The organism is Arsenicicoccus sp. oral taxon 190 (assembly GCF_001189535.1).
Taxonomy (GTDB): Bacteria; Actinomycetota; Actinomycetes; order Actinomycetales; family Dermatophilaceae; genus Arsenicicoccus.
The window spans coordinates 1,611,682-1,637,079 of the sequence record NZ_CP012070.1 but is presented as its reverse complement, the minus strand read 5'-3'; the positions used below and the strand labels follow the sequence as shown (position 1 = coordinate 1,637,079).

The 25,398-nt window shown below is 72.2% G+C and carries 22 protein-coding genes; 5 read left to right on the top strand and 17 right to left on the bottom strand.

Annotated features, from left to right (window positions below):
• Window positions 1-36: 36 nt before the first annotated feature.
• From ADJ73_RS07725 to ADJ73_RS07655, 15 genes are all read right to left on the bottom strand, one after another.
• A complete protein-coding gene (locus ADJ73_RS07725) occupies window positions 37-1,575 on the bottom strand; it encodes an NADH-quinone oxidoreductase subunit M (RefSeq protein ID WP_050347797.1) in 1,539 nt (512 codons plus the stop codon).
• The gene (gene nuoL, locus ADJ73_RS07720; RefSeq protein WP_082176828.1) at window positions 1,575-3,452 is read right to left on the bottom strand and encodes an NADH-quinone oxidoreductase subunit L; all 1,878 of its coding nucleotides are present in this window, start codon (window positions 3,450-3,452) and stop codon (window positions 1,575-1,577) included. The genes ADJ73_RS07725 and nuoL overlap by 1 nt, the downstream gene beginning before the upstream one ends.
• An 82-nt stretch (window positions 3,453-3,534) precedes the next feature.
• Window positions 3,535-3,834: an NADH-quinone oxidoreductase subunit NuoK gene (gene nuoK / locus ADJ73_RS07715; RefSeq protein WP_050347795.1), complete on the bottom strand. Its 300-nt coding sequence runs from the start codon at window positions 3,832-3,834 to the stop codon at window positions 3,535-3,537.
• Complete coding sequence (locus ADJ73_RS07710) at window positions 3,831-4,595, bottom strand: NADH-quinone oxidoreductase subunit J (protein ID WP_050347794.1); 765 nt, start codon at window positions 4,593-4,595, stop codon at window positions 3,831-3,833. Before ADJ73_RS07710 ends, nuoK begins: the two co-directional genes overlap by 4 nt.
• Complete coding sequence (gene nuoI, locus ADJ73_RS07705) at window positions 4,592-5,245, bottom strand: NADH-quinone oxidoreductase subunit NuoI (RefSeq protein ID WP_253272712.1); 654 nt, start codon at window positions 5,243-5,245, stop codon at window positions 4,592-4,594. Before nuoI ends, ADJ73_RS07710 begins: the two co-directional genes overlap by 4 nt.
• Before the next feature lie 106 nt (window positions 5,246-5,351).
• Window positions 5,352-6,770 (bottom strand): NADH-quinone oxidoreductase subunit NuoH, encoded by a 1,419-nt coding sequence (gene nuoH, locus ADJ73_RS07700; RefSeq protein ID WP_050347793.1) that lies wholly within the window; start codon window positions 6,768-6,770, stop codon window positions 5,352-5,354.
• A gap of 8 nt (window positions 6,771-6,778) precedes the next feature.
• Complete coding sequence (locus ADJ73_RS07695) at window positions 6,779-9,220, bottom strand: NADH-quinone oxidoreductase subunit G (RefSeq protein ID WP_050347792.1); 2,442 nt, start codon at window positions 9,218-9,220, stop codon at window positions 6,779-6,781.
• Window positions 9,217-10,533 carry an NADH-quinone oxidoreductase subunit NuoF gene (gene nuoF / locus ADJ73_RS07690; RefSeq protein WP_050347791.1) on the bottom strand — a complete coding sequence of 439 codons (1,317 nt, stop codon included), beginning with the start codon at window positions 10,531-10,533 and terminating at the stop codon, window positions 9,217-9,219. The genes ADJ73_RS07695 and nuoF overlap by 4 nt, the downstream gene beginning before the upstream one ends.
• Window positions 10,530-11,462: an NADH-quinone oxidoreductase subunit NuoE gene (gene nuoE / locus ADJ73_RS07685; protein ID WP_082176826.1), complete on the bottom strand. Its 933-nt coding sequence runs from the start codon at window positions 11,460-11,462 to the stop codon at window positions 10,530-10,532. The genes nuoF and nuoE overlap by 4 nt, the downstream gene beginning before the upstream one ends.
• Window positions 11,462-12,808, bottom strand: coding sequence for an NADH-quinone oxidoreductase subunit D (locus ADJ73_RS07680; protein WP_050347790.1), 1,347 nt, complete (start codon window positions 12,806-12,808; stop codon window positions 11,462-11,464). Before ADJ73_RS07680 ends, nuoE begins: the two co-directional genes overlap by 1 nt.
• Window positions 12,808-13,551: an NADH-quinone oxidoreductase subunit C gene (locus tag ADJ73_RS07675; protein WP_050347789.1), complete on the bottom strand. Its 744-nt coding sequence runs from the start codon at window positions 13,549-13,551 to the stop codon at window positions 12,808-12,810. The genes ADJ73_RS07680 and ADJ73_RS07675 overlap by 1 nt, the downstream gene beginning before the upstream one ends.
• Window positions 13,548-14,102 carry an NADH-quinone oxidoreductase subunit B gene (locus tag ADJ73_RS07670; RefSeq protein ID WP_050347788.1) on the bottom strand — a complete coding sequence of 185 codons (555 nt, stop codon included), beginning with the start codon at window positions 14,100-14,102 and terminating at the stop codon, window positions 13,548-13,550. The genes ADJ73_RS07675 and ADJ73_RS07670 overlap by 4 nt, the downstream gene beginning before the upstream one ends.
• A gap of 3 nt (window positions 14,103-14,105) precedes the next feature.
• Window positions 14,106-14,471: an NADH-quinone oxidoreductase subunit A gene (locus ADJ73_RS07665; protein ID WP_050347787.1), complete on the bottom strand. Its 366-nt coding sequence runs from the start codon at window positions 14,469-14,471 to the stop codon at window positions 14,106-14,108.
• Window positions 14,472-14,547: 76 nt separating this feature from the next.
• The gene (locus tag ADJ73_RS07660; RefSeq protein ID WP_050347786.1) at window positions 14,548-15,873 is read right to left on the bottom strand and encodes a geranylgeranyl reductase family protein; all 1,326 of its coding nucleotides are present in this window, start codon (window positions 15,871-15,873) and stop codon (window positions 14,548-14,550) included.
• Window positions 15,874-16,038: 165 nt separating this feature from the next.
• Window positions 16,039-16,734 carry a demethylmenaquinone methyltransferase gene (locus ADJ73_RS07655; RefSeq protein WP_050347785.1) on the bottom strand — a complete coding sequence of 232 codons (696 nt, stop codon included), beginning with the start codon at window positions 16,732-16,734 and terminating at the stop codon, window positions 16,039-16,041.
• 80 nt (window positions 16,735-16,814) lie between these two features.
• Between ADJ73_RS07655 and ADJ73_RS07650 the strand changes: the two genes are divergently transcribed.
• From ADJ73_RS07650 to ADJ73_RS07640, 3 genes are read left to right on the top strand one after another with little or no spacing between them, the layout of a single operon-like run.
• Window positions 16,815-17,963: a lipid II:glycine glycyltransferase FemX gene (locus ADJ73_RS07650; RefSeq protein ID WP_082176825.1), complete on the top strand. Its 1,149-nt coding sequence runs from the start codon at window positions 16,815-16,817 to the stop codon at window positions 17,961-17,963.
• Window positions 17,960-19,120, top strand: coding sequence for an alanine racemase (locus ADJ73_RS07645; RefSeq protein ID WP_050347784.1), 1,161 nt, complete (start codon window positions 17,960-17,962; stop codon window positions 19,118-19,120). The genes ADJ73_RS07650 and ADJ73_RS07645 overlap by 4 nt, the downstream gene beginning before the upstream one ends.
• The gene (locus ADJ73_RS07640; RefSeq protein WP_050347783.1) at window positions 19,117-20,406 is read left to right on the top strand and encodes an isochorismate synthase; all 1,290 of its coding nucleotides are present in this window, start codon (window positions 19,117-19,119) and stop codon (window positions 20,404-20,406) included. Before ADJ73_RS07645 ends, ADJ73_RS07640 begins: the two co-directional genes overlap by 4 nt.
• A gap of 19 nt (window positions 20,407-20,425) precedes the next feature.
• On the opposite strand, the gene ADJ73_RS07635 is transcribed toward ADJ73_RS07640, so the two are convergent.
• Entirely contained in the window at window positions 20,426-22,330 is a 1,905-nt protein-coding gene (locus ADJ73_RS07635) for a M13-type metalloendopeptidase (RefSeq protein ID WP_050347782.1), read from the bottom strand.
• A gap of 79 nt (window positions 22,331-22,409) precedes the next feature.
• Here ADJ73_RS07635 and ADJ73_RS07630 point away from each other — a divergent pair, with 79 nt between their 5' ends.
• Window positions 22,410-22,877 (top strand): MmcQ/YjbR family DNA-binding protein, encoded by a 468-nt coding sequence (locus ADJ73_RS07630; protein WP_367379594.1) that lies wholly within the window; start codon window positions 22,410-22,412, stop codon window positions 22,875-22,877.
• Window positions 22,878-22,943: 66 nt separating this feature from the next.
• Here the strand turns inward: ADJ73_RS07630 and ADJ73_RS07625 are convergent, their stop codons facing one another.
• Window positions 22,944-24,347, bottom strand: coding sequence for an HNH endonuclease signature motif containing protein (locus ADJ73_RS07625; RefSeq protein WP_050347781.1), 1,404 nt, complete (start codon window positions 24,345-24,347; stop codon window positions 22,944-22,946).
• Window positions 24,348-24,573: 226 nt separating this feature from the next.
• Between ADJ73_RS07625 and ADJ73_RS07620 the strand changes: the two genes are divergently transcribed.
• Window positions 24,574-25,365, top strand: a complete 792-nt coding sequence (locus tag ADJ73_RS07620) for an alpha/beta fold hydrolase (protein ID WP_050347780.1) — start codon at window positions 24,574-24,576, stop codon at window positions 25,363-25,365.
• The last annotated feature ends 33 nt before the right edge of the window (window positions 25,366-25,398 follow it).

Here is a 25,398-nt window from a genome sequence, read left to right as displayed (position 1 = left end):
CTCCGGTCACAGCCGACAGGCTGCTGACCAACGCACTCACTTGGCACTCCCCTCGGAGGTGGCCTGCGCACCGGCGGCCGGCGCGGGGTCGGCGACGCCGACCGTCTGCAGGGTCTTGGTGATGGCCGGGTTGATCGCGTCGAGCGCCGGGCGGGGCCAGAAGCCGAGGACCAGGAAGCTCGCGATCAGGGGCGCCACGACGAGCTTCTCGCGGCCGGTGAGGTCCCGGACCCGGCCCGCGATGTCGGGGCGGGGGCCCGTGAAGACCCGCTGGTACATCAGCAGGATGTAGAGCGCGGCCAGGATGACGCCCAGCGCGGCGATCGCGCCGATGACGGGGTGGCGCTGGAAGGTGCCGATGAGCACGAGGTACTCCGACACGAAGGACGCCAGCGGCGGCAGGGCCAGGCCGGACAGGCCTGCGACCAGGAAGCACCCGGCCAGGGCCGGCGTGACCCGCTGCCAGCCCCCGAAGGCGGGGATCTGCGCGCTGCCCCGACGGCGGATCAGCATGCCCACGATGAGGAAGAGCGCCGCCGTGGAGAACCCGTGGTTGACCATGTAGAGCGCTGCGCCGTTGCCGCCGGTGACGGTGAAGGCGAAGATGCCGAGCACGATGAAGCCGAAGTGGCTGATCGAGGTGTAGGAGACCAGGCGCAGCATGTTCTTGCTGCCGATGGCCAGGAAGGCGCCGTAGAACACCGACACCAGCGCCAGCACCATGACCACGGGAGCGGCCCAGCGGGAGGCCTCGGGGAAGAGCGGCAGGCAGAAGCGCAGCATCCCGAAGGTGCCGATCTTGTCCAGGACGCCGACGAGCAGCGTCGAGGTAGCCGGGGTGGCCTCCTCGGCGGTGTCGGGCAGCCAGGTGTGCACCGGCCACATGGGGGCCTTGATGGCGAAGGCGATGAAGAAGCCGAGGAACATCAGCCGCTCGGCCATCGGGGTCATCTGCAGGCCCACGAGCTTGGTGACGAGGAAGCCGTCCGCCCCGCCGGGGCCGTGGACGTAGAGCCCGATCAGCGCGACCAGCATGACCAGTCCGCCGGCCAGCGAGAACAGCAGGAACTTCAGGGCCGCGGCGCGCCGGCGACGGCCGCCGTAGCCGGCCACGAGGAAGTAGACCGGGACCAGCATGGCCTCGAAGAAGACGTAGAAGAGGAACACGTCGGTCGCCGCGAAGACGCCCACCATGAAGGGCACGAGGGACAGCAGCAGCGCGAAGTAGGTCTTCTCCCGGGCGCCGCCCTCGGGCACGTCGTGCCAGGCGGCGAGGATGCAGACGGGGGCCAGCACCAGCGACATCAGGATCAGGGTCAGCGCGATGCCGTCGACCCCGAGGGCGTAGGACACCCCGAAGGAGGGGATCCACTGGTGCTGCTCGACGAGCTGCATCGCCGCGGAGCTGGTGTCGAAGCGCAGCCCGGCCACGATCCCGACCACCAGGGTCACGAGCGAGAAGCCCAGCGCGACGTGCTTGGCCCGGCTCGCGAGGGAGGACGGGAGGCAGGCCACGAGCAGGGATCCCACGAGGGGGATCACCAGCATCGCGGTCAACCACGGGACGTTGGACATCACTGCACCACCCACAGAGCAAGGAGGATCACGACGACGCCGGCGAGCATCGTCAGGGCGTAGGAGCGGACGAAGCCGTTCTGGAGCTTGCGGACGGCGTTGGAGCTGGCCTCGACGACCTCGCCGAGACCGAGGAAGCCGCCGTCGACGGCCCCGCGGTCGGCGGTCTGGAGGCCGCGGACCAGCCCGTTGCCGGGGCGCACGAAGAGGCCGTCGTTGACGTCGTCCTGGAAGAAGTCGGAGCGGGCCGTGCGGGTGAGCAGCGAGCCGCGCCCGGCGACCGGCGACACCTCGTCGCGCCAGTACTTCATCCACGCGACCGCCACGCCGATGACCATGAGCAGCTGGGTCAGCAGCGTGATCGCGAGGACCGGCAGCACCGGGGAGTGCTCCTCCCCGTGGGCTCCGACCACCGGCTCGAGCCAGTGGGTGAAGCCCAGGAAGTTGAGCGCGAAGCCCAGGGCCACGGAGCCGACGGCCAGGATGATCATGGGGATCGTCATGGTGGCCGGGGACTCGTGCGGGTGGTCACCCTCGAGCCAGCGGCGCCGGCCGTGGAAGGTGAGGAAGAACAGCCGCGACATGTAGAACGCGGTCAGCCCCGCGACGAGCATGGTGATGCCGCCGAGGACCCAGGGGCGCCAGCCCTCCCCGATGAAGGCGGCCTCGATGATCTTGTCCTTGGACCAGAAGCCGGACAGGAAGGGGAAGCCGATGATGGCCAGCCAGCCGGCACCGAAGGTGAGCCAGGTGGTGGGCATCTTGCCGGACAGGTTGCCGAAGGTGCGCATGTCGACACGGTCGTTCATGCCGTGCATGACCGAGCCTGCGCCGAGGAACATCCCGGCCTTGAAGAAGCCGTGGGTGAGCAGGTGGAAGATCGCGAAGGCGTAGCCCACCGGGCCGAGCCCGGCCGCCAGCATCATGTAGCCGATCTGCGACATCGTGGAGGCCGCGAGGGCCTTCTTGATGTCGTCCTTGGCGCAGCCGATGATCGCCCCCATCGTCAGGGTGATGGCGCCGACGATGGTGACCACGAGGCGGGCGTTGGGGGCGGCGTCGAAGATCGCGTGCGAGCGCACGATCAGGTAGACGCCGGCGGTGACCATGGTCGCGGCGTGGATCAGCGCCGACACCGGGGTCGGGCCGGCCATCGCGTCGCCCAGCCAGGACTGCAGCGGGAACTGCGCCGACTTGCCGCAGGCGGCGAGCAGCAGCATCAGGCCCATCAGGGTCAGGGTGGCGGTGCTGGCGTGCGCGGCCCCGGCGTTGACCCCGGCGAAGGAGACCGTGCCGAAGGTCGCGAACATCAGCATCATCGCGACGATCATGCCGACGTCACCGACGCGGTTGGCGATGAAGGCCTTGTTGGCGGCGGAGGCGTAGGGCGGGTTCCAGTTCCAGAACCCGATGAGCAGGTATGACGCCAGCCCGACGCCCTCCCAGCCGACGAACAGCGCGAGGTAGGAGTTGCCGAGGACCAGCGTCAGCATCGCCGCGACGAAGAGGTTGAGGTAGGCGAAGAAGCGGCGCTTGTCCGGGTCGTGCTCCATGTAGCCCAGGGAGTAGACGTGGATGAGCGAGCCCACGAAGGTCACGAGCAGCACGAAGGACATCGACAGCGGGTCGATGAGCATCCCGGCCCGCAGGTCGAAGCCCCCCGCCGGGACCCAGTGCCACAGGTCCAGCGTCATAGCGCGGCGGGCGGGCTCCGCGGCGAGCATCTGCAGGAAGATCAGCAGGCCGACGACGAAGGCACCCCAGGACAGCAGCGTCGCGAGGGCCGGGCCGAACTTGTCGGTCGCCCTCCCGCCGAGGAGGAGCAGCGCGGCACCGAGGAGCGGCAGCGCGACGAGCAGCCACCCCCAGGACGCCATATCGGTCGCCTCCACCGCGGGGGCGACGCCCTCCGCGGCCAGGAGGGCCGATGAACTGAGCAGAGTCACGCCAGTCGCTCCTTTACAGCTTCAGCAGGTTGGCGTCGTCGACCGAGGCCGACCGGCGCGCGCGGAAGATGGACATGATGATGGCGAGGCCCACGACGACCTCCGCCGCCGCCACGACCATCACGAACAGCGCGACGGCCTGACCCTCCAGGCTCCCGTGCATCCGGGCGAAGGTCACGAAGGCGAGGTTGGCCGCGTTGAGCATCAGCTCGACGCCCATGAAGACGATGATCGCGTTGCGGCGCACCAGCACGGTGATGGCCCCCATCGCGAAGAGCACCGACGCCAGGTAGATGTAGCTCATGAGGCTCATCGGGTGCGCCCCTCCTCGATCTCGCGCTCGATGGCGTGCTCGATGCCCTCGAACTGCCCCGGCTGGGCCACCTGGTCCCGCGCCTCGAGCACCCGGCTGACCGAGAGCTCGGAGGGGGTGCCGTCGGGCAGCAGCGCGGGGGTGTCGACGGCGTTGTGCCGGGCGTAGACGCCGGGCGCCGGCAGACCGGCCGGGAACCGGCCCGTCCGGAAGCGCCGCTCGGCGTGGGCCCGCTGGCTGGTCTTGGGGATGAGCCGCTCCCGGTGCGCCAGCACCATCGCCGCCAGCGCCGCGGTGATGAGCAGCGCCGAGGTGAGCTCGAAGGTCCACACGTAGGGCCCGAAGATGAGGTTGGCGAGGCCGTGGACGTTGCCGTCGGCGTTGGCCTGCGCGAGCCCCTTGGTCGGGGGCAGCTGGGACTGGCCCAGCACCGCGATCATCAGCGCACCGAGCCCGAGACCGAGCAGCACGCCCCAGACGCGGACCCCCTTGTGGGTCTCGACCGTCGAGTCGGAGGAGTCGACGCCGATCATCATCAGCACGAAGAGGAAGAGCATCATGACCGCGCCGGTGTAGACGATCACCTGCACGACGCCGAGGAAGTCGGCGCCCTGGGCCAGGTAGATCACCCCGAGGTTGATCATGATGACCGCCATGCACATGGCGGCGTAGACGGCCCGCCGGGCGAAGACCAGCCCGAGCGCCGCGAGGAAGCAGATGATCGCCAGGACCCAGAACAGCACGCCCTCGCCGCCGCTCATCGCCGGACCCCCTTCACCGAGTCACGAGTGGCCTGCCGGCCGGAGCTGACCGTGTCGACGCCCTCGACGGGGTCCCCGGTGGGGGCGGTGCCGTCGACCGGCGCCGCCTCACGATCGTCGACCCACCGTCGCTGGGCGTCGGTGGACCGGTCGACGCGACCGCGGAAGTAGTCGCGCTCCTCCATGCCCTCGACCATGGGGTGCGGCGGCGCCAGCATCCCCTCCTGCAGGGGCGCGAGGAGCTGGTGCTTCTCGAAGATCATCTCGCCGCGGGTGTGGTCGGCCAGCTCGTAGAAGTTGGTCATCGTCAGCGCCCGCGTCGGGCACGCCTCGATGCACAGGCCGCAGAAGATGCACCGCAGGTAGTTGATCTGGTAGACGCGGCCGTAGCGCTCGCCCGGGGAGAAACGCGCCTCCTCGGTGTTGTCCGCGCCCTCGACGAGGATCGCGTCCGCGGGGCACGCCCACGCGCACAGCTCGCAGCCCACGCACTTCTCCAGCCCGTCGGGGTGACGGTTGAGCTGGTGCCGACCGTGGAAGCGAGGCGCCGTGGGGCGCTTCACCTCGGGGTACTCCTCGGTGTAGCGCTTGCGGAAGAAGGTGCGCAGCGAGACGCCGAACCCGGCCTGCGGGCCGAGCGCCTCGATCAGCGGCGAGGCCTTGGTGGGCTCGTCGGACGCGCGGTGCTCACGGCTCACCTCGCCGCCCCGCCGCGAGGACGAGGGGTCGAGGGAGCTGCCGTGCGGCTCCTGGGGGTCAGCCACGGTGGTCCTCCTCGTGGTCGGGCGATGAGGTCTGGCTCATGGCGGGGGCCGCGCCGACGCTGCGGTGGGCGGCGTATGTCGGCTCGCGCAGGCTCTGGCCCGGCATCGGCGGGACGGGGTGCCCACCCGCGAAGGGGTCCACCTCGGCGGGGTGCTCGGGCCGGGCGGCCTCCCGCTTGGCCTCGTTGCGGCTCTCGACGAGCCACGTGGCGACGAGGGCCGCGATGAGGAAGAGCCCGATGATGATCAGCAGCGAGACGTAGAAGGAGCGGCCGGCGAAGCTCACCGAGGCCTCACCCAGGTGACCGAGCATCGCGGCGCGGACGAAGGCGACGGCGAGCACCCACACGAGGGTGAGGGGGATCAGCATCTTCCAGCCGAAGGCCATGAAGTGGTCGTAGCGGGTACGCGGCAGGGTGCCGCGGACCCAGACGAAGACGAACATGAACATCCAGAGCTTGATGGTGAACCAGAGCAGCCCCCACCAGCCGTGGTTGAGCATCCCGTCGTTGATCATCGTCAGCGGCGGCGGCACCTGCCAGCCCCCGAGGAACATCGTGGTGGCGAGCGCCGAGACGGTGAACATGTTGATGTACTCGCCGAGGAAGAACATGCCGAACTTCATGCCGGAGTACTCGGTGTGGTAGCCACCGACGATCTCGCCCTCGCCCTCGGCGAGGTCGAAGGGCAGCCGGTTGGTCTCGCCGAACATGCAGATGACGTAGACCAGGAACGAGAAGATCGCGGGGATCAGGAACCACAGGCCGGCCTGCTTGGCCACGATCTGCGAGGTCGACATCGAGCCCGCGTAGAGGAACACCGCCACCAGGGACAGGCCCATCGCGATCTCGTAGGAGATGACCTGGGCCGTGGAGCGCAGGCCGCCGAGCAGCGGGTAGGTCGACCCGGAGGACCAGCCGGCGAGCACGAAGCCGTAGGCGGCGATCGAGGCGGCGCCCATCACGAGCAGCACCGCGACGGGGGCGTCGGTCAGCTGCAGCGGCGTGCGGTGGCCGAACATCGACACCTCGCCGGCCATGGGGATCACGGCGAAGCCGATGAAGCAGGTGGACCCGGCGATGATCGGGGCCAGGTTGTACATGAACCGGTCGGCCTTGCGCGGCGTGAAGGTCTCCTTCCACACCAGCTTGAAGCCGTCGGCGAGGGTCTGGAAGATGCCGCCCGGGCCGAACCGGTTGGGGCCGGGCCGCTGCTGCAGGAAGCCCACGATGCGGCGTTCGAACCAGATCACGACCACGACGCTGAGCATCAGGTAGACGAAGACGATGAGCGCCTTGATCAGGGTCAGCCACCACGGGGTGTCGCTGAAGTCCGCGCGGTAGGCGTCCCCCGGCGCGAGCTCGGTCGCGAGCCGCCCGGCGCCGGGGAGCGCCGTCGCCGCGAGGGTCATCAGAGAGGTCACTGCGCAACACCCTTCGTCAGCGTGACGACGTCACCGTTGTCGGCGACGAGGCGGGAACGGACCGACTGGCCCGCGGAGCTGGTCGGCACCCACACGACGTGGTCGGCCATCTCCTCGGTCACCCGGACCGGGTAGGTGACGGTGCCGGCGTCGGAGTGCAGGGTGACGACGTCACCGTCGGCGAGCGACGCGGCCTGCGCCGTGGCGGCGGAGACCCGCGCCACCGGCTCGATCGCGGTGCCCGCGAGGTAGGGCTCGCCGTCCTGCAGCGAGCCGTTGTCGAGGAGCTGGTGCCAGGTGGCGAGCACGGCCAGCCCGGCGCCGGTGCGCGCCGGCGGGACCGGCGTCGCCGGGTTGACCGCCGGCCGGACGCCGGTCCACGGGCCGACGCGGTGCATCTCCCGCTCGATCTGCGCGGCGGTGCGGGTGCCGAGGTAGGCGCCCATCTCCCCCGCGACCAGGTCGAGGACGCGGTAGTCGCTCATCAGCTCGGACTCCAGCGCCGCGGTGAACGGGCCGACCCGGCCCTCCCAGTCGAGGAAGGCGCCGGACTTCTCGGCGAAGGCCGCGACGGGCAGCACCACGTCGGCCATGCGGGTGACGCTGGACTCGCGGATCTCGAGGGAGACGACGAAGGCGCGCTCCAGGCCCGCGCGGGCCGTCGTGGGGTCGGGCAGGTCGTCCACGTCGACGCCACCCACCACGAGCGCCTCGAGGCTGCCCTCGGCGGCGGCGCGCAGCATGCCCGTCGTGTCGAGGCCGGGCTCGCTCGGCACCCGGTCGGTCTCCCACACCTCGGCCAGGGACGCGGCGCCCTGGGCGTCGGCGGGACGACCGCCCGGCAGCAGGTTGGGCAGGCAACCGGTCTCCAGCGCACCCCGCTCCCCCGCGCGGCGCGGGATCCACGCCAGGCGGGCCCCGGTGGCGCGGGCCAGGTCGAGCGCCGCGTAGTAGCCGCCGGAGGTCGCGGCGAGCCGCTCCCCAACGAGGATCACCGCGCCGGCACCGGCCTCGCGCAGGGTCTGCCCCGCCTCGGCGAAGACGCCCTCACCGTCGCGGACGGCGGCCAGGACCTCGGCCTCCAGGCCGGGCGCGGCCTGCAGGACGGTGCCGCCGAGCTTGGTGGTGCCCTGCGACGCGAACGGCGCGACGGTGAAGACCTTCGTGCGGTTCTTGCGGAAGGCCTTGCGCAGCCTCAGGAAGACGATCGGCGACTCCTCCTCGGGCTCCAGCCCCACCAGCACGACGGCCTTGGCCTGCTCGAGGTCGGCATACGTGACGGCACCGTGGTCGGGGGCGGTCAGCGCGACGTGCGCCGCGAGGAACTCCGCCTCCTCCACCGAGTGCGGCCGCGCCCGGAAGTCGATGGACGACGTGCCGAGCACGGTCCGGGCGAACTTGCTGTAGGCGTAGGCGTCGTGGGTGGACACGCGCCCGCCCACGAGCACGCCCGTGCGCAACGCCCGGCCCAGACCGGCTGCGGCGACCGCGAGCGCCTCGGGCCAGGTGGCGATGTGCAGCTCGCCGTCCTCGCGCCGCACGAGCGGGTAGGACAGCCGGTCCGCCTGGGTGGCGTACTGGAAGGCCCAGCGACCCTTGTCGCAGTTCCACTCCTCGTTGACCTCGGGGTTGTTGCTGGCCATCCGGCGCAGCACCACGCCACGGCGGTGGTCGGTGCGGATCGAGCAGCCGGAGGCGCAGTGCTCGCAGGTGCCCGGCGTGGACACCAGGTCGAACGGCCGCGACCGGAACCGGTAGGCGGCGCCGGTCAGCGCGCCCACCGGGCAGATCTGCACGGTGTTGCCGGAGAAGTAGGACTGGAAGGGCTTCTCCTGGTAGATGCCGATCTGGGAGACGGCACCGCGCTCGGTGAGGGAGATGAAGGGGTCACCGGCGATCTGCTCGGAGAAGCGGGTGCACCGCTGGCACAGCACGCAGCGCTCCCGGTCGAGCAGCACCTGGGAGGAGATGTTGACGGGCTTGGCGTAGGTGCGCTTGACGTCCTCGAAGCGGGACGTGGCGCGGCCGTTGCTCATCGCCTGGTTCTGCAGCGGGCACTCGCCGCCCTTGTCGCAGACCGGGCAGTCCAGCGGGTGGTTGATCAGCAGCAGCTCCATCACGCCGTGCTGGGCCTTCTCGGCCACGGGCGAGGTCTGCTGGGTCTTGACCTCCATGCCGGGGGCGACCGTCATGGTGCAGGCGGCCTGCGGCTTGGGCATCGGCGCGATCTTGCCGTCGCGACCGGGCATCGCGACCTCGACCAGGCACTGGCGGCAGGCGCCGGCCGGGTCGAGCAGCGGGTGGTCGCAGAAGCGCGGGATCTGGATGCCGACCTGCTCCGCGGCGCGGATGATCAGGGTGCCCTTGGGCACCCGGACCTCGACGCCGTCGATGGTCAGCGTCACCAGGTCGGCGGCGCTGGTGGTGGGGGCGGTCATCGGGTCACCGACTCCTTCGCGAACACGGTGGAGGCCTCCGGCGGGAACAGGTCGTACCAGGGCGTGTGCATCCCGGCCTCGAACTCCTCGCGGAAGTGCTTGATGGCGGAGGAGATCGGCGTGGTCGCCGCGTCGCCGAGCGCGCAGAAGGACCGGCCGAGGACGTTGTCGCAGATGTCCAGGAGCTTCTCGATGTCGCCCTCGTGGCCCTGGCCCACCTCGAGCCGCTCCATGATCTGCTTGAGCCACCAGGTGCCCTCGCGGCAGGGGGTGCACTTGCCGCAGGACTCGTGGCGGTAGAAGTCGGTCCAGCGGGACACGACCCGCACGACCGAGACGGTCTCGTCGAAGACCTGCAGCGCGCGCGTGCCCAGCATGGACCCCGCGGCCGCGACGGAGTCGAAGTCGAGGGGCACGTCCAGGTGCTCCTCGGTGAAGATCGGCGTGGACGAGCCACCGGGGGTCCAGAACTTCAGGCGCCGGCCGCCCCGCATGCCGCCGCACAGCTCGATGAGCTCGCGCATGGTGATGCCGAACGGCGCCTCGAACTGGCCCGGGCGCTCCACGTGGCCGGACACGGAAAAGATGCCGTGGCCGGCGGACTTCTCGGTGCCCATCCCCTTGAACCAGTCGGCGCCGTGCAGCACGATGCCGGGCACCGAGGCGATGGACTCGACGTTGTTGACCGAGGTGGGGCGGGCGTAGAGGCCCTGCGCGCCCGGGAACGGCGGCTTGAGCCGCGGCTGGCCGCGCCGGCCCTCCAGGGAGTCCAGCAGCGCGGTCTCCTCGCCGCAGATGTAGGCGCCGGCGCCGGCGTGCACCACGATGTCGAGCTTCTTGCCGGTGCCCATGACGTCGTCACCGAGGTAGCCGGCGGCGCGGGCCTCCTCGACGGCCCGCAGCAGGCGGCGGTAGACGTGCACGACCTCGCCACGCAGGTAGATGAACCCGAGCTCGCCCTGCACCGCGTGGGTCGCGATCGCGAGGCCCTCGATCAGGTGGTGCGGGGCCGCCATCATCAGCGGGATGTCCTTGCAGGTGCCCGGCTCGGACTCGTCGGCGTTGACCACGATGTAGCGCGGCCCGCCGTCCGGGGGCGCCATGAAGCTCCACTTCAGGCCGGTCGGGAAGCCCGCGCCGCCGCGACCGCGGATGTTGGAGTCCTTGACGGTGTTGAGCACGGCGTCCGGCTCCATGGCCAGCGCCTTGCGCAGCGCCTGGTAGCCCTCGGCCTCGCGCTCGTAGGTCTCCAGCGTCCAGGACCGGTCGAGGTCCCAGGTGCGGGTGAGGACCGGGGTCAGCTGGGTGCTCACTGGGCATCCCCCTTCGGGTCGGCGGTGTTGCCGGCGGACGCCTTCTCGTCGGCGGGGTGGGTGGCGGGCTGCTTGGCCTCGGAGGTCTTTCCGGCCGCGGCCTCCGCCTCGGCGGAGCTGGTCTTCTCCCCCGGCCCGGGCTGCGCGTCGACCTTGCCGCCGCCCGTGACCGCGGCGCCGTCGGCGCCCGGCACGTCGCCGGTGGCCTCCTCGCCCGCCGCGACGGATCCCGGCATGTCCCAGCCGTGCTCGCGCGCGATGCCGAGCCCGCGCATGGTGGGGACGCCGCCGCTCGGGCCCTCGTCGGCGTGGCCGTCGAGGAAGCCGGCGAGGACGCGGGAGACCTCGGTGAAGGTGTGGACCCGGTCCGGGCCGCGGGTGGGGCGCACCGGGGTGCCGGCCCGCAGCGCGTCGACCAGCTCGCGGGTCGACTGCGGCGTCATGTTGTCGAAGAACTCCCAGTTGGTCATGACCACGGGAGCGAAGTCGCAGGCGGCGTTGCACTCGAGGCGCTCGAGGGTGATCGTGCCGTCGGGGGTGGTCTCGTCGTGCCCGACGCCGAGGTAGTCCGACAGGTCGTCCCAGATCTGGTCCCCACCCATGACCGCGCACAGCGCGTTGGTGCAGACCCCCACGAGGTAGTCGCCGTTGCGGTGCCGCTTGTACTGCGTGTAGAAGGTCGCGACGCCGGAGGCCTCCGCGGCCGTCACGCCGGCGTACTCCGCCGCCAGCTCGATCCCGCGGGTGGAGACGTAGCCGTCGACGCTCTGCACCAGGTGCAGCAGCGGCAGCAGCGCCGACCGCTGCTGCGGGTAGCGGGCCACCACCGCGGCGGCGTCCGTGCGCAGCCGCTGCTCGACGTCGGGCTCCCACGGGCCCTCGAGGTGGTTGGGCTGGGTGCCGTAGTTGGGGGCGTCAAAGGCTGACATCAGCGGTCCACTCCTCCGAGGACGGGGTCGACCGAGGCGACGGCGACGATGACCTCGGCCACCTGCGCGCCCTCGCACATGGCAGCCACCGACTGCAGGTTGTTGAATCCCGGGTCGCGGAAGTGCGCTCGGTGCGGGCGGGTGCCACCCATGGAGACGACGTGGCAGCCGAGCTCGCCCTTGGGCGACTCGATGGCCTGGTAGGCCTGCCCCGGCGGCACCCGGAAGCCCTCGGTCACCAGCTTGAAGTGGTGGATCAGCGACTCCATGGACTCGCCCATGATCTCCCGGATGTGGTCGAGGGAGTTGCCCATGCCGTCCCCGCCGATGGCGAGCTGCGCGGGCCAGGCGATCTTCTTGTCGGACACCATGACCGGGCCCGGCCGGGTCTCCAGCCGCTCCAGGCACTGCTCGACGATCTTCAGCGACTCCCACATCTCGGTGAAGCGCACCCGCAGCCGCCCGTAGGCGTCGGAGGTGTCCCAGGTGGCGACGTCGAAGTCGTAGGTCTCGTAGCCGCAGTAGGGGTCGATCTTGCGCTGGTCGTAGGGGTAGCCGGTGGCCTTCAGCATCGGGCCGGTGACGCCGAGCGCCATGCAGCCGGTGAGGTCGAGGTAGCCGACGCCCTCCATGCGGCCCTTGAGGATGGGCTGCTCGTTGATCAGCAGCTCCAGCTCGCGGATGCCGCGCCTGAGGTCCGGCAGCTCGGCGCGCAGGTCGCGGATCGCCTCGGCGGGCACGTCCTGGATGACGCCGCCCGGGCGGATGTAGGCATGGTTCATCCGCAGGCCGGTCACGGCCTCGAAGAACCGCAGGATCCGCTCGCGCTCGCGGAAGCCGAACTCCATGACGGTCGTGGCGCCGAGCTCCATGCCGCCGGTGCCCGTGCACACCAGGTGCGAGGCGATGCGGTTGAGCTCCATCATCAGGACCCGTATGACGCTCGCCCGCTCCGGCACCTCGTCGGTGATGCCGAGGAGCTTCTCGATCGCGAGGCAGTAGGCCGCCTCCTGGAACAGCGGCGTGAGGTAGTCCATGCGCGTGCAGAAGGTCACGCCCTGGGTCCAGGAGCGGTACTCCATGTTCTTCTCGATGCCGGTGTGGAGGTAGCCGATGCCCACGCGGGCGTCGGTCACCGTCTCGGCGTCGAGCTCGAGCACGAGGCGGAGCACCCCGTGCGTGGAGGGGTGCTGCGGGCCCATGTTGACGACGATGCGCTCGTCGGAGTGCTCGACGGCCTCCTGGGCGAGGTCGTCCCAGTCGCCCCCGACGGAGGTGAGCTCGTAGCCCTCCTCGTCCTGACCTGCGCCGCTGGTCGCGGTGTACTCGCTGGATGCGGTGCTCATCAGTTGTACGACCTCCGCTGGTCCGGGGGCGGGACGGTGGCGCCCTTGTACTCCACCGGGACACCGCCGAGGGGGTAGTCCTTGCGCTGGGGGTGACCCGGCCAGTCGTCCGGCATCATGATGCGGGTCAGCGCGGGGTGGCCGTCGAAGACGATGCCGAAGAAGTCCCAGGTCTCGCGCTCGTGCCAGTTGACCCCGGGCCACACCGCGGCCACGGACGGGATGTGCGGGTCGCCGTCGGGGCAGGCCACCTCGAGCCGCAGCCGGCGGGCCCCGTGGGTCAGCGACAGCAGGTGGTAGACCGCGTGCAGCTCGGCGCCCTGGACGGCCGGGTAGTGCACCCCTGAGACGCTCATGCACATCTCGAAGCGCAGGCCGGGGTGGTCCCGCAGCGCCTGGGCCACGACCGGCAGGTGCTCGCGGCGGACGTGCAGGGTCATCTCGCCGCGGTCGACGACGACGGCCTCGATCGCCTCGGCGAACGACGCGGAGGACCCGATCAGGGCCTTCTCGAGGGTGTCGGCGATGTGGTCGAAGTAGGAGCCGTAGGGGCGGCCCGCCTGGCCGGGGAACAGCACCGGGGAGACGAGGCCGCCGTAGCCGGAGGTGTCGCCGCCGCGGGAGGCGCCGAACATGCCGGCGCGACGACCCATCTCGACGGGGGTGCCGGACGCGCCGGGGTCCACCTCGACGTGGTGGACGTTGTCGCCCTGCGCCTCGGCGGGCAGGTGGGAGTCGCTCATGCCAGCAGGCCCTTCTGCAGCTGGAGGGGGGTGGCCTCCATCGCGGCGCGCTCGGCGGCGCGGGCCGCCTCCTCGCGGTTGACGCCCTGCGGCGACTTCTTGACGTAGTCGTGCAGCGTCAGGATCGCGTTGAAGAGCATCTGGGGCCGCGGCGGGCACCCGGGCAGGTAGACGTCGACCGGGACGATGTGGTCGACGCCCTGCACGATGGCGTAGTTGTTGAACATGCCGCCGGAGCTGGCGCACACGCCCATCGCGATGCACCACTTGGGCTCGGGCATCTGGTCCCAGACCTGGCGCACGACGGGCGCGAACTTCTGCGAGCAGCGACCGGCGACGATCATCAGGTCGGCCTGGCGCGGCGTCGCGGAGAACCGCTCCATGCCGTAGCGGGCGATGTCGAAGTCCGGGCCGCCGGAGGCCATCATCTCGATGGCGCAGCAGGCGAGGCCGAAGGTGGCAGGCCACATGGACCGGTGCAGCATCTGCCCGGCCACGGCCTCCAGGGTCGTCAGCGCGATCCCCGACGGGATCTTGTCCTCAACACCCATGGGTCAGTCCCACTCCAATCCGCCGCGCCGCCAGACGTAGGCGTACGCGATGAAGACGGTCAGCACGAAGAGCACCATCTCGACCAGGGCGAACAGACCCAGCCGGTCGAAGGCCACCGCGAAGGGGAACAGGAAGATGGACTCGACGTCGAAGATGATGAACAGCATCGCGGTCACGTAGTACTTGACCGGGACGCGGCCGCCGCCCTTGGCGACGGGGCTGGGCTCGATGCCGCACTCGTAGGAGTCCAGCTTGGCCCGGTTGTACCTCTTCGGTCCGATGACGCCGAAGCCGAGCACCGACAGGGCGGCGAAGCCGACGCCCATCGCGAAGAGGAAGAGGATCGGCACGTACGGGTTGAGACTCATCCCGCGTTGCACCCCTTTCGGTTGGTCTGCTGCGTCAACATCCTAGGGTCCCGGTCGGCGGCCTGCTCACGCGGTGTCATGCGGAGGGCACCACCCGGGTGAGGGCGGTGATGGCCCGGTCGGTGACGTGGGGGCTGTGCTCGTCGGCCAGGTTGGCCATGATCTTCAGCAGCAGCTTCATGAGGGTCCGGCGGGGCAGGCCGTACTTCACGGCGAGGCGCATGACCTCGGGGTGGCCGATGAGCGACGCGAAGGTGCGACCCAGCGTGAAGTAGCCGCCGAGCGCGTCGGACATCACCTGCGGGTAGACCTGCAGCACCCGCTCGCGGCCCGCGTCGGTGCCGCGGGCGAAGGCCTGCACGATCACCTCGGCGCTGTGGCGTCCCGCCTCCAGCGCGTAGTCGATGCCCTCGCCGTTGAACGGGTTGACCATGCCCCCGGCGTCCCCGACGAGCAGCAGCCCGTCGGCATACAGGGGCTTGCGGTTGAAGGCCATCGGGAGCGCCGCGCCGCGGATCGGCTGGGTCATGGTCTCCGGGGTGCACCCCCACTCCTGCGGCAGCGTGGCCACCCAGCGGCCCAGGAGGTCCTTGTAGTCGACCTGCCCGAACTGCGGGGAGGTGTTGAGCATGCCGAGGCCGATGTTCACGCGGCCGTCACCGAGCGCGAAGATCCAGCCGTAGCCGGGGAGCAGGACCTTCTTGGAGCGCGGGTCGGTGGCGTCCTCGGGCACCCACAGCTCCAGCCAGGACTCCATGTAGTCGTCGTGCGTGCGCGGGGAGGTCCAGTAGCTGCGGGCGGCGACGCCCATCGGGCGGCTCTCGAGCTTCTCGCGGCCGACGGCGGTGGCCAGGCGGCTGGAGACGCCGTCGCAGGCCACCACGACGGGGGCGCGCCACGCCCGGGTCTCCCCGGTGGCGCGGCCGTCCTGGAGGACCTTGGCGGTGACGCCGACGACGCGGCCGTCCTGCAGGATCGGCGCGGTGACGCTGACGCCCTCGTGCAGCCGGGCGCCCGCAGCCTGGGCGTGCCGGGCGAGGGTCTCGTCGAGGGTGGCGCGGGCCCGGGCGGTGCCGAAGCCGGGGAAGGAGGAGGACTCGGGCCAGTCGAGCTGGAAGGTCTGGCCGGCGCCGACGATGCGCAGGCCGCGGTTGCGGATCCAGCCGTCCTCGGGCCGCATCGACACGCCCAGCGCGGTCAGCTCGCGCACCGCTCGGGGCGTGAGCCCGTCGCCGCAGATCTTGTCCCGGGGAAAGGTGGCCTTCTCCAGCAGCACCACGTCCAGGCCCGCGCGGGCGAGGTAGGTGGCCGTGGCGGACCCTCCCGGCCCGGCTCCGACGACGACGACGTCGGCGGACTCGACACCCGTCGTCGTCGTGCTCGGGGTGGTCCCGTCCGTCACAGTCGCTCCGCTTCCTCGTCTGGTGCCGGCGCGTCGTGGGGCGCGGCGGGGGCCGCGCGCCGCTGGGCGCACCACCCCGGGAGTCTAAGAGGCACTCTCTCCCATGTCGCCTTAGGATGGCCTAAGTCCGGGGGGCTCGTGGGGGATCGTCGCCGGATCGTGACGTCAGGCGGGCTTGATCGCCCGGTGCACCGCGGCGATGCCGCCGGTCAGGTTGCGCCACTGCACCTGCGACCAGCCGGCGGCCTGGATCCGGGTGGCCAGCGTCCGCTGGTCCGGCCACGCCTGCATGGACTCGGCCAGGTAGACGTAGGAGTCGGGGTTGCTCGACAGCGTCCGCGCCACGGTGGGCAGGGCGCCGACGAGGTAGGTGGAGTAGATCCGCCGGAAGGCTGCGTTGGTGGGCTGGCTCGACTCGCCCACGACGAGCCGGCCGCCAGGGCGGGTGACGCGCAGGAACTCCCGCAGCGCCGCCTCGGTGTCGACCACGTTGCGCAGGCCGTAGGACATGGTGACGACGTCGAAGGCGTCGTCGGCGAAGGGCAGCCGGGTCGCGTCGGCCGCGGTGAACGGCAGCGTCGCGGTGCGCCGCTTGCCGACGCGCAGCATCCCCAGCGAGAAGTCGGCCGGGACGACGTGCGCCCCCGCCGCGGCGAAGGGCTCGCTGCTGCGCCCGGTGCCCGCCGCGATGTCGAGGATGGTCTCCCCCGGCTGCGCCGCGACGGCGGCGTTGACGGCCCGCCGCCACAGCCGCATCTGCCCGAAGGTCATCACGTCGTTCATCAGGTCGTAGCGGCCCGCGGTCTCGTCGAACATCGCGGCCACCTCGTGGGGCGCCTTGGACAGGGAGGCTCTGCTCATGCGCGCCATCTTCCCACGGGGTCGGGCGCGTTCCCGGTGCTAGCCTGGCTGCGCCCCAGACCCCTAGCCGGACGAGGACCATGACCGATTCGAGCGCGCTGCGCATCGTGTCCCTGGCGGCCGACGGGCTGGATGCCGGGGTCGAGGCCCGATCCGGCAGCTTCCTGCAGCTGTCCTCGTGGGCGGCCCTGAAGTCCGAGTGGGTCGGCGAGCGGATCGCCTGGGTCGATCAGCGGGGCGAGGTGCAGGGCGTCGGCCTGGTGCTGCACCGCCGGCTGCCGCGCCTGCGCCGTTCCCTGGCCTACCTGCCCGAGGGGCCGGTGCTGCCGTGGGACGAGGTGGCCGAGGACCCGCAGCGGTGGTTCGGCCCGCTCGTGGCGCACGCCAGGGCGGCGGGGGCCTTCACGCTGCGCATCGGCTGCCCGTCGACGGCCCGCAGCTGGACGCCGGGCACCGTCAAGGACGCGCTCGCCGACGACACCCGGACCAGCCTGTATGCCGTCTCCCCCGACTCCGTGGACCCGTCCGGCCAGGCGATCGTGAGCTGGCTGCAGTCCCACGGCTGGGCGCGCGCCGACGACGGTCCCGGCTTCGCCGCGGGGCAGCCGCGGCTGACGGCCGACCTGACGCTGACCGGTCAGACCGAGGAGTCGCTCCTCAAGGGCATGAACCAGCAGTGGCGGCGCAACATTAAGGCCGCCACCAAGGCGGGCGTCGAGGTGCGGGTGGCGACGCCGGAGACGCTGCGCGAGGACATCGCCGCGTTCCACCGGGTCTACGTCGAGACGGCCGAGCGCGACGGGTTCACGCCCCGCCCCGAGGCCTATTTCCACCGCATGGCGGAGCTGATGGGGGCCCCGGGCTCGCCCGCGCGGTTCGAGCTGGCCCTCGGCGAGCTCGACGGCGAGCTGCTCGCCGCCACCATCAACATCACGGTCGCCGACCGCTGCTGGTACCTCTACGGCGCGTCCACCACCGCCCGCCGCGAGGCCCGCGCGATGAACGGCACCCAGTGGTTCGGGATCCGGCGCGCCCTGGAGCAGGGGTGCGCGATCTACGACATGCGCGGCATCACCGACGAGATCGCCGCCGACAACCCCCACGCGGGGCTGGTGCGCTTCAAGATCTCCGTGGGCTGCGAGGTGCGCGAGCGGGTCGGCGAGTGGGACCTGCCGCTCAACCGGCTGCTGCACAAGGCCTTCCAGGTCTACCTCGGGCGGCGCGGATGACCTTCAAGCTGGTGATCGACCTGCCCCGCTGGCAGGCGCACGTCGACGCCTACCTCGCGCAGCGGCCCTGGGTGGTTCCGGTGGTCAAGGGCGACGGCTACGGCATCGGGGCGCAGCGGGTGCTCGAGCAGTGCCGGCGCGTGGCGGCCCCGCTCGTCGCGTGCGGCACGCCTGCCGAGGCCCGCGAGGCGCTCGCCGCGCTGCCCGCCGACACGTCCGTGCTCGTCCTCTTCCCCACCCTACCCGGGGCCGTGGCGGCTGAGACGGCTGAGACGGCTGAGAGACTGTCCGACGACCCGCGCCTCGTCCACACGGTGGCGAGCGAGGAGACGGTGCGCGAGATCCGCGGCAGCGGGCGGCGATTCGTCGTCGAGGTGGACTCACCGATGGGGCGGCACGGCATCGAGTGGCCGCGCCTCACCGACCTCGTCACCGCCCTCCAGGACCCCCTCTGCGAGGGCGTCGCCCTGCACAACCCGCCCTTCGGCGACCGTGTCGGCTTCGTGTCCTCCCTGCTCACCCGGCTCGGCGAGCTGGGCGTGCGCGTGCCCCGTCTCTTCGCCTCCCACCTGTCGAGCGAGGAGGTCGGCCAGCTCACCGGCCTCGCCGGCGACACCGCCATCCTCGTGCGCACCGGCACCGACCTGTGGCTCGGCGACCCCGCCGCCCTCACCGCCTACGGCGAGGTCATCGACGTCCACCCCGTCACCAAGGGCCGCTCGATCGGCTACTCCCAGAGGGCGGTCCGCAAGGACGGCTGGCTCGCCGTCGTGTCCGGGGGGACCGCCCACGGCGTCGGCATCGAGACCGCCCGGCCCCGCATGACCCCACAGCTCGCAGCCCGCAAGGCCGCTCGCGCCGTCCTGTCCCAGGTCGGCGGGGCCCCCTCCCCGTTCCGCCTCGACGGCAAGCGACTGCCCTACCTCGACGTGCCCCACATGCAGGTGTCGATGGTGGCCGTGCCGTCCGCGACGGCCGTGCGACCGGGCGACTGGCTGCCCTGCGACATGCGCATCACGGTGACGAGGTTCGACGCGGTCGAGGAGCAGGGCCGGGGCCTGCCGGGCTCCGAGGGGTCCCAGGGCTCCGAGGGATCCGGGGACTCCGAGGGCTCCGGGGACACGGGTGGCGCCGCCGCGGAGGTCGCCGCCCCGTGACCGCTGCCGCCTCACCGTCCGCCGAGGTGGCGGGCGGGCCCGTCCCGACGCTGCACGTCGGCACCACCCGCATCTGCGACCCGGGCGACCTGGTGTCCATGGTCCCTGCGGACCTTCCTGCCGCCCAGGTGTTCTCGTGGCTGCGGCGTGGCGAGGGGCTCGTCGGGTGGGGGCGCGCCGCAGCCGTGTCCACGCAGGGCGCGGACCGCTTCGCGGACGCCCAGGCGTGGTGGACCCAGGTGGTCGAGCGGGCCGAGGTCGACGACGAGGTGCACGTGGCCGGGACGGGGCTGCTGGGCTTCGGCTCGATGGCCTACGCCGCCGGCTCCGCCGCGGGGGGCACGCTGGTCGTGCCCTCGGTCGTCGTGGGTCGCCGCGGCGCCGACGCGTGGGTCACGACGATCGGCGAGTCGCCCGCCTCCGCACCGGTGCTCGAGCGCCACGGGGCGGCGCCGGCGCCGAGCGCGCTGAGCTTCGGGGACGGCGCGCTGACGCCGACGCAGTGGATGGGGGCCGTGGCGACGGCGGTCGCGCGGATCAACGGCGGCGAGCTGGACAAGGTGGTGCTGGCGCGCGACCTGACCGCGCGGGCCTCGGAGCCGCTGGACGTGCGGCACCTGCTGGCGCGGCTGACGAGCGGATACCCCAACACCTGGACCTTCTCGGTCGACGGGTTGGTGGGGGCCACCCCGGAGATGCTGGTGCGGCTGTCCCGCGGCCTCGTCACGTCCCGGGTCCTGGCCGGCACGATCCGCCGCACCGGCGACGACGATCGAGACCTGTCCCTGGCGGCGCATCTCGCGCGGTCGTCCAAGGACCTCGAGGAGCACGAGTATGCCGTCCGCTCCGTCGTGGATCGCCTTGCCCCGCACTGCGACTCGATCAACGTGCCGGAGGCCCCCTTCGTGCTGCACCTGCCCAACGTGATGCACCTGGCCACCGACGTGGCCGGGGTGCTGTCGTCGTCGTCGACGTCGCTGGCCCTGGCCGAGGCGCTGCACCCGTCGGCGGCGGTGTGCGGGACGCCCCGCGACGTCGCCGACCGGCTGATCGGGGAGCTGGAGCACATGGACCGGGGCCGGTATGCCGGGCCGGCGGGGTGGCTGTCCGCCGACGGCGACGGCGAGTGGGGCATCGGCCTGCGATCCGGGGCGGTGTCGGAGGAGGACCCGCGCGAGATCCGGCTCTTCGCGGGGTGCGGGATCGTCGCGGGGTCCGACCCGAGCGCCGAGCTGGCGGAGTCCGACGCCAAGCTCGTGCCGATGCGCGACGCCCTCTCCGCCTGATGCGAGGTCGCGCCGGGGGTCAGAAGAACCGCACCCGGTCCTCGGGCGGCAGCCACATCCCGTCGCCCGGAACCGTCGCGAAGGCCGCGTGGAAGCCGTCGACGTTGCGCGCGAGGTTGGCGAAGACCTCGAACGGCGGGTGCACGTCGGCCGCCAGCCGCTGCCGCGCGGTCGCGGACCGGTCTGCCGCGCGACGGCCGTAGGCCTTGGCCACCCAGAACCTCTGGTCCCCTGTCAGCCCGTCCACCGCGCGCGCCCGCTCCCCGGGACTCGCCTGCGCGCACCAGGTGTCCCACGCGAGCTGCATCCCGATCAGCTCCGCGACGCACTCGAAACCCACCAGCACGCCGTCCACGCCCGCGTCGTCCACCCCCCGCGGCCGGTAGCCGTCGACCTGTGCGGCGACGCGAGCCGCCTTCGCCTCGAACGCAGCTCGCTCCTTCCCCGTCCACCACTCCCGGACCCGGCCGAGCGGATCCCGTTGCGCCCCACGGGAGTCGAACGCGTGGCCCAGCTCGTGCCCCATGATGCTGCCCCAACGCCCGAGCACGACGGCGAGATCGGCATGCGCCTCGACGGGGGCGAGCGCCGGGCCGGTCACGAGCAGCTGGTTGAGGAACGGCTGGTAGAACGCGTTGAACACGAACGGCGGTGGCCCCCATAGGGATCGGTCCACCGGGCCGGTCACCACGGACAGGGCCCGGTCCGTCTCGTACGCCGCGGCCGCCCGCAGCCTCGCCACCGCTCCCCCCGTGGGCTCCGGCGCGTCCCACGCCGGCCACGCGTCGGGCCAGCCCACGTTGACGACGACCGCGTCGAGCTTGGCGACGGCGGCGGCACGGCTGTCGGCGCCGAGCCACGGGCAGTGCGACAGGGACGAGCGCAGCTGGGCGCGCAGGGACTCGGCGAGCTCGCGCGCGAGCTCCTTGGTCCGCGGCTGCAGGTATCCCTTGACGTACTCCCGCCCGAGGGTCATCGGCAGGGCTGCCTGGACGACCTCGACCGCCCGTCGCCACGGCGGCGCCGGCTGCTGCTGGCCGGTCAGCGCCCGGACCATGAGGTCGTCGTGCAGCCTCGCCGCCTCGGCCGTCAGGGCGGTCGCCCGGGCCTCGATGACCCGCCAGGCCAGGTAGTCGCGCCACCGGGAGAGGGGTTGGTCCCGCAGGAGGCGGCCGAGCCCCTCGCAGTAGGAGGGCTGACAGACGTTGAGCGGCAACGGGTCCGGATCGACGCCCAGGCCCCGCAGCAGCGGCTGCGGGTCGAGGCCCATCAGGTCGGTCAGCTGCGGCCAGGTCATCGGGTTGGTGAGGGCCTTGTCGTCGTCGCCGTTGGGGCGGGGCCAGCTGACCTGGGCGAGCGCCCGCTCGAGCTGCAGTGCGCCGTCGGCGATCTCGGGTCGCCCCGCCTCGGCGCAGAGCATCCGGCAACAGGTCGCGAGGTCCGCACCGAGGCGGTCGTAGAGCCCCGGCACGGGCAGCGTCAGCCCACGCTGGAAGAGGTGCAGGGACCACCGTGTCGGGTCCTGCCCGTCGGGGACCGCGTGGACGTCCAGCACCCCGGTCACGCCCTCGCGCTGGCGCTCGCCGAGGACGTGGAGCAGCTCGCCGACCCCGGTGACGGCGTCGATCACTGCGAGCTCGTCCGCCACGGGCTCGAACCCGGCCGCCTCTCGCGCGTCGGTGTCCAGCACCGCGTGGTAGAGCCCGGCCAGTCGTCGACCGCCGGGGGAACGCTCGGGCCCGGCCGCCGCGATGACCTCGCGCAGCTCCTCGGCGACCCGTGCGCGGACCTGGTCGGACAGGCCCCACCGCGCACGGTCGTCGGGGATCGGGTCGGTGCCGAGCCACCGTGCGTTGACGAAGCCCCACAGGTCGTCCTGCGGGCGGATCTCGTCCGACAGCTCGGCGGGCGGCGGCAGCGTCATGGTCGTCACGCTAGCCCGTGCGCAGCGCGGGCCGATGCGCGAGGCTGGTCACGTCGACCCACCGGAGCGGAGCTCACCCATGCACGAGGCGATGTATGACGAGGACGACCCGATGCTGGCTCGCGTGCGCGAGCTGGCCCTGGCGCTGCCCGGCGCCGACGTGAAGATCTCCCACGGGCGGCCGGCGTTCTTCACGACGAAGGTGTTCGCGTACTACGGGGGTTCGCGCAAGGTGGACGGGCAGTGGCGGCAGCACCCGAAGTCCGTGGTGGTGCAGGCCGCGGCCGGGGACCGGGAGGCGCTGCGGCAGCTGCCTGGCGCCTACGTGCCGGGCTACCTGGGTGCCTCGGGGTGGACGGGCCTGGACCTCGGGGAGGCGCCGGACTGGGGCGAGGTGGCCGAGATCCTGCAGGACAGCTATCGGGCGACCGCGCCGGCGCGGCTCGTCGCGCAGCTTGACGAGGACGATCACGCCGACGGCCACCACCCCCGCCACAACCACGGCCACGGCCACGACGCAGAGCAGGACCACGCTCCGGGCCGCTGACGACGAGCCACCCAGCCGGGGCCGGCCGCAGCCACGAGGGATGCGGCGGCCCGGCGGGGCGGGGCGTCATACGACCAGGTCGTGCTCGGGCGGTCCGGCCCGCCCTGACGGCACAGCGTCCGGCCCGGGGTCGGGATACCACCCGGGCTCGCGGGGTCGCCACCCGCTCGCGGTGTTGATCACGTCCCACACGACACGCGAGCCGTCGGCGACGACGCGCCCGGTGATGGAGTGCTGGTGGATGAACCGGTGGTGGCGGCCGCACAGCAGCGCCAGGTTGGTCACGTCGGTGGGGCCGCCGTCGGCCCAGTGCACGATGTGGTGCGCCTCCGTCCAGGACGGCGGGCGCGTGCACCCGGGGAAGCTGCACCCGCCGTCGCGCGCCGCGAGGACGGTGCGCTGGCCGGCGGTGGCGAGCCGGCGGGTGCGTCCCACGGCGAGCGGCTGCCCGGCCTCGCCGAGCACGACGGGCGTGATGGCCGCGCCGCACGACAGCTCACGTGCCTGCTCGGGCAGCAGCGTGGTGCCGAGGCCGTCCGTCGAGGCGACCGACCGCGGGCAGTCGCAGGGCTCCGCCGGGGTACCGAGGTAGAGCCCGAACGCGTCCACCGCGCGGTGCTCGCAGGGTCGCGCCAGCGCCTCGGGAGGCAGGATGAGCGAGACCTGGCAGGTGGCGCCCATGGGGCCGGTGGTCTGGGCGGCAGCCACCTGCCGCGCCATCGTGACCAGCGCGTCGGCGCGCCGCTGCCGGGGCGAGCGGTAGTCGAGCTCGCCCTCCCTGTTGTCCGGAGCGGGCGCGGAGAGCGCGGTCAGCGCGGCGTCGAGGATCGCCTTGTCCGCGCCGTCGAAGACACCCTCGATGCCCCACAGCCCGTCCTCGAGCAGCCGCCACCCCGACACCCCGCGCCGGGCCTCGCCGTGGTCACGGTTGCGCTGCTCGTCGTCCAGGGTGCCGTATCTCGCCAGCACCTCCTTCTTGAACCGGTGCAGCGCCCGCCGGCTCAGCCCGGTCCGCGCGAGGGTCAGGACGCCGTCGGCGAGATCGGTGTGCATGCCCGGGTCCGTGGCGGTCCGCAGCTCGTGGAAGACGCGAGCAGCCGTGCACGCGTCGGCCGGGCTGATCTCCCCGGCCACCAGCGCCTCGCGCAGCGGCGCCAGCTCCCGCGCCCGCGTCTGCTCGATCGCGCGCTGGACCTGGTAGGTCTCCGGGTCGTTGAGCGCCGCCCGCTGGTCCTGCAGCCACGTCGCGGGGGTCAGCGACCCGGACTCCGCCACCACCCCGCGGGCGCTCGCCTCCGCGGTCGTCGCCACCATCAGCCCCCGCGCCACCGCGCTGACCTGGGACGCCGTCGCCGCAAGGTCGGACAGGTCACAGCCCTGCACGTGGTCCAGGCCGTCCACCAGGGTGCGCAACGCCTCGAGACACCCCGTGAGGGTGTCCCGCGCCTGCGCGACCTCGATGTACGCCATACCGTGATCTTATCGCTCGGATGATCCGCACAGAAGACCTAATCACTCTGGCGCGCAAAGACTCACCCAGGGTGCTGGGTCGACTGCTATGAGCACGTATACCGCTCCTCCTGACCCGCCATGGACCGACGGCCATGAGGTGCAGATATCGACCACGCTCCCCTGCCCCGGTGGCGTCCCCATGCGACGGCCGTCAGACTGGGCCTCCCCGCCCCAGGAGCCTCCGATGCCCCCCTCGATGTCCCCTTCGACGCAGCACGGCACCACGACCTCCGCCGACGGCACCGCCCTCGCCTGGACCCGGCAGGGGTCCGGCCCGACCGTCGTGCTGGTCGAGCCGGTGATGACGCACCGCGGCTACTCGGCGCTCGGGGAGCTGCCCGCGGCGCTGGCCCGACGGCTCACGGTCGTGACCTACGACCGACGGGGCCGGGGCGAGAGCGGCGGCGTCGACACCCACGCCGACGACTCCTATGACCCGCGCCGGGAGGTCGAGGACCTCGCCGCCCTCGTCGCCGAGCACGGCGGCACCGCGGCGCTCTACGGCTTCTCGTCAGGGGCGACGCTCGCCCTGCGCGCCGCCCGCGACCTGGGAGGCACCGTCACCGCGGTCGTGGCCACCGAGCCGGCCCGGGACGTCGACCCGGACATCCGACCGGAGCTGCGCAGGCTCGTCGACGCCGGCCGGCGCGTCGAGGCGATCCGGCTCTTCAACCGCCACATCGGCATCCCCGAGGACGTCGTGGCGCAGCTGCCGACCGGCCCTGCCGAACCCTCGGCCCACACCATCACCCACGACCTCACGGTGATCCGTGAGACGCCGGTCTCGTCATACGGTCAGATCGGGTGTCCGGTGCTGGTGCTGCTGAGCCAGGGAAGCCAGGAGCCGCTGGCCGGGTGGGCGCGCGAGACGGCGGCGGTCGTCCCGGGGGCCGAGCTGCGGGTGCTGCCGGGTGGCTGGCACGGCCTCGAGCCCGGCCCGCTGGTGGAGGCGGTCAGCGAGTTCCTCAGGCGCTGAACCCGATCCGCGTCCCTGCTCGCCGGAGCCCGC

Excerpts from the sequence above, each read along its gene's own strand:
- ADJ73_RS07725 (WP_050347797.1), bottom strand. The coding sequence starts at position 1,575 with ATGTCCAACGTCCCGTGGTTGACCGCGATGCTGGTGATCCCCCTCGTG.
- nuoL (WP_082176828.1), bottom strand. The coding sequence starts at position 3,452 with ATGGCGTCCTGGGGGTGGCTGCTCGTCGCGCTGCCGCTCCTCGGTGCC.
- nuoK (WP_050347795.1), bottom strand. The coding sequence starts at position 3,834 with ATGAGCCTCATGAGCTACATCTACCTGGCGTCGGTGCTCTTCGCGATG.
- ADJ73_RS07710 (WP_050347794.1), bottom strand. The coding sequence starts at position 4,595 with ATGAGCGGCGGCGAGGGCGTGCTGTTCTGGGTCCTGGCGATCATCTGC.
- nuoH (WP_050347793.1), bottom strand. The coding sequence starts at position 6,770 with ATGACCCTCGCGGCGACGGCGCTCCCCGGCGCCGGGCGGCTCGCGACC.
- ADJ73_RS07695 (WP_050347792.1), bottom strand. The coding sequence starts at position 9,220 with ATGACCGCCCCCACCACCAGCGCCGCCGACCTGGTGACGCTGACCATC.
- nuoE (WP_082176826.1), bottom strand. The coding sequence starts at position 11,462 with ATGTCAGCCTTTGACGCCCCCAACTACGGCACCCAGCCCAACCACCTC.
- ADJ73_RS07680 (WP_050347790.1), bottom strand. The coding sequence starts at position 12,808 with ATGAGCACCGCATCCAGCGAGTACACCGCGACCAGCGGCGCAGGTCAG.
- ADJ73_RS07675 (WP_050347789.1), bottom strand. The coding sequence starts at position 13,551 with ATGAGCGACTCCCACCTGCCCGCCGAGGCGCAGGGCGACAACGTCCAC.
- ADJ73_RS07670 (WP_050347788.1), bottom strand. The coding sequence starts at position 14,102 with ATGGGTGTTGAGGACAAGATCCCGTCGGGGATCGCGCTGACGACCCTG.
- ADJ73_RS07665 (WP_050347787.1), bottom strand. The coding sequence starts at position 14,471 with ATGAGTCTCAACCCGTACGTGCCGATCCTCTTCCTCTTCGCGATGGGC.
- ADJ73_RS07655 (WP_050347785.1), bottom strand. The coding sequence starts at position 16,734 with ATGAGCAGAGCCTCCCTGTCCAAGGCGCCCCACGAGGTGGCCGCGATG.
- ADJ73_RS07650 (WP_082176825.1), top strand. The coding sequence starts at position 16,815 with ATGACCGATTCGAGCGCGCTGCGCATCGTGTCCCTGGCGGCCGACGGG.
- ADJ73_RS07645 (WP_050347784.1), top strand. The coding sequence starts at position 17,960 with ATGACCTTCAAGCTGGTGATCGACCTGCCCCGCTGGCAGGCGCACGTC.
- ADJ73_RS07635 (WP_050347782.1), bottom strand. The coding sequence starts at position 22,330 with ATGACGCTGCCGCCGCCCGCCGAGCTGTCGGACGAGATCCGCCCGCAG.
- ADJ73_RS07630 (WP_367379594.1), top strand. The coding sequence starts at position 22,410 with ATGCACGAGGCGATGTATGACGAGGACGACCCGATGCTGGCTCGCGTG.
- ADJ73_RS07625 (WP_050347781.1), bottom strand. The coding sequence starts at position 24,347 with ATGGCGTACATCGAGGTCGCGCAGGCGCGGGACACCCTCACGGGGTGT.
- ADJ73_RS07620 (WP_050347780.1), top strand. The coding sequence starts at position 24,574 with ATGCCCCCCTCGATGTCCCCTTCGACGCAGCACGGCACCACGACCTCC.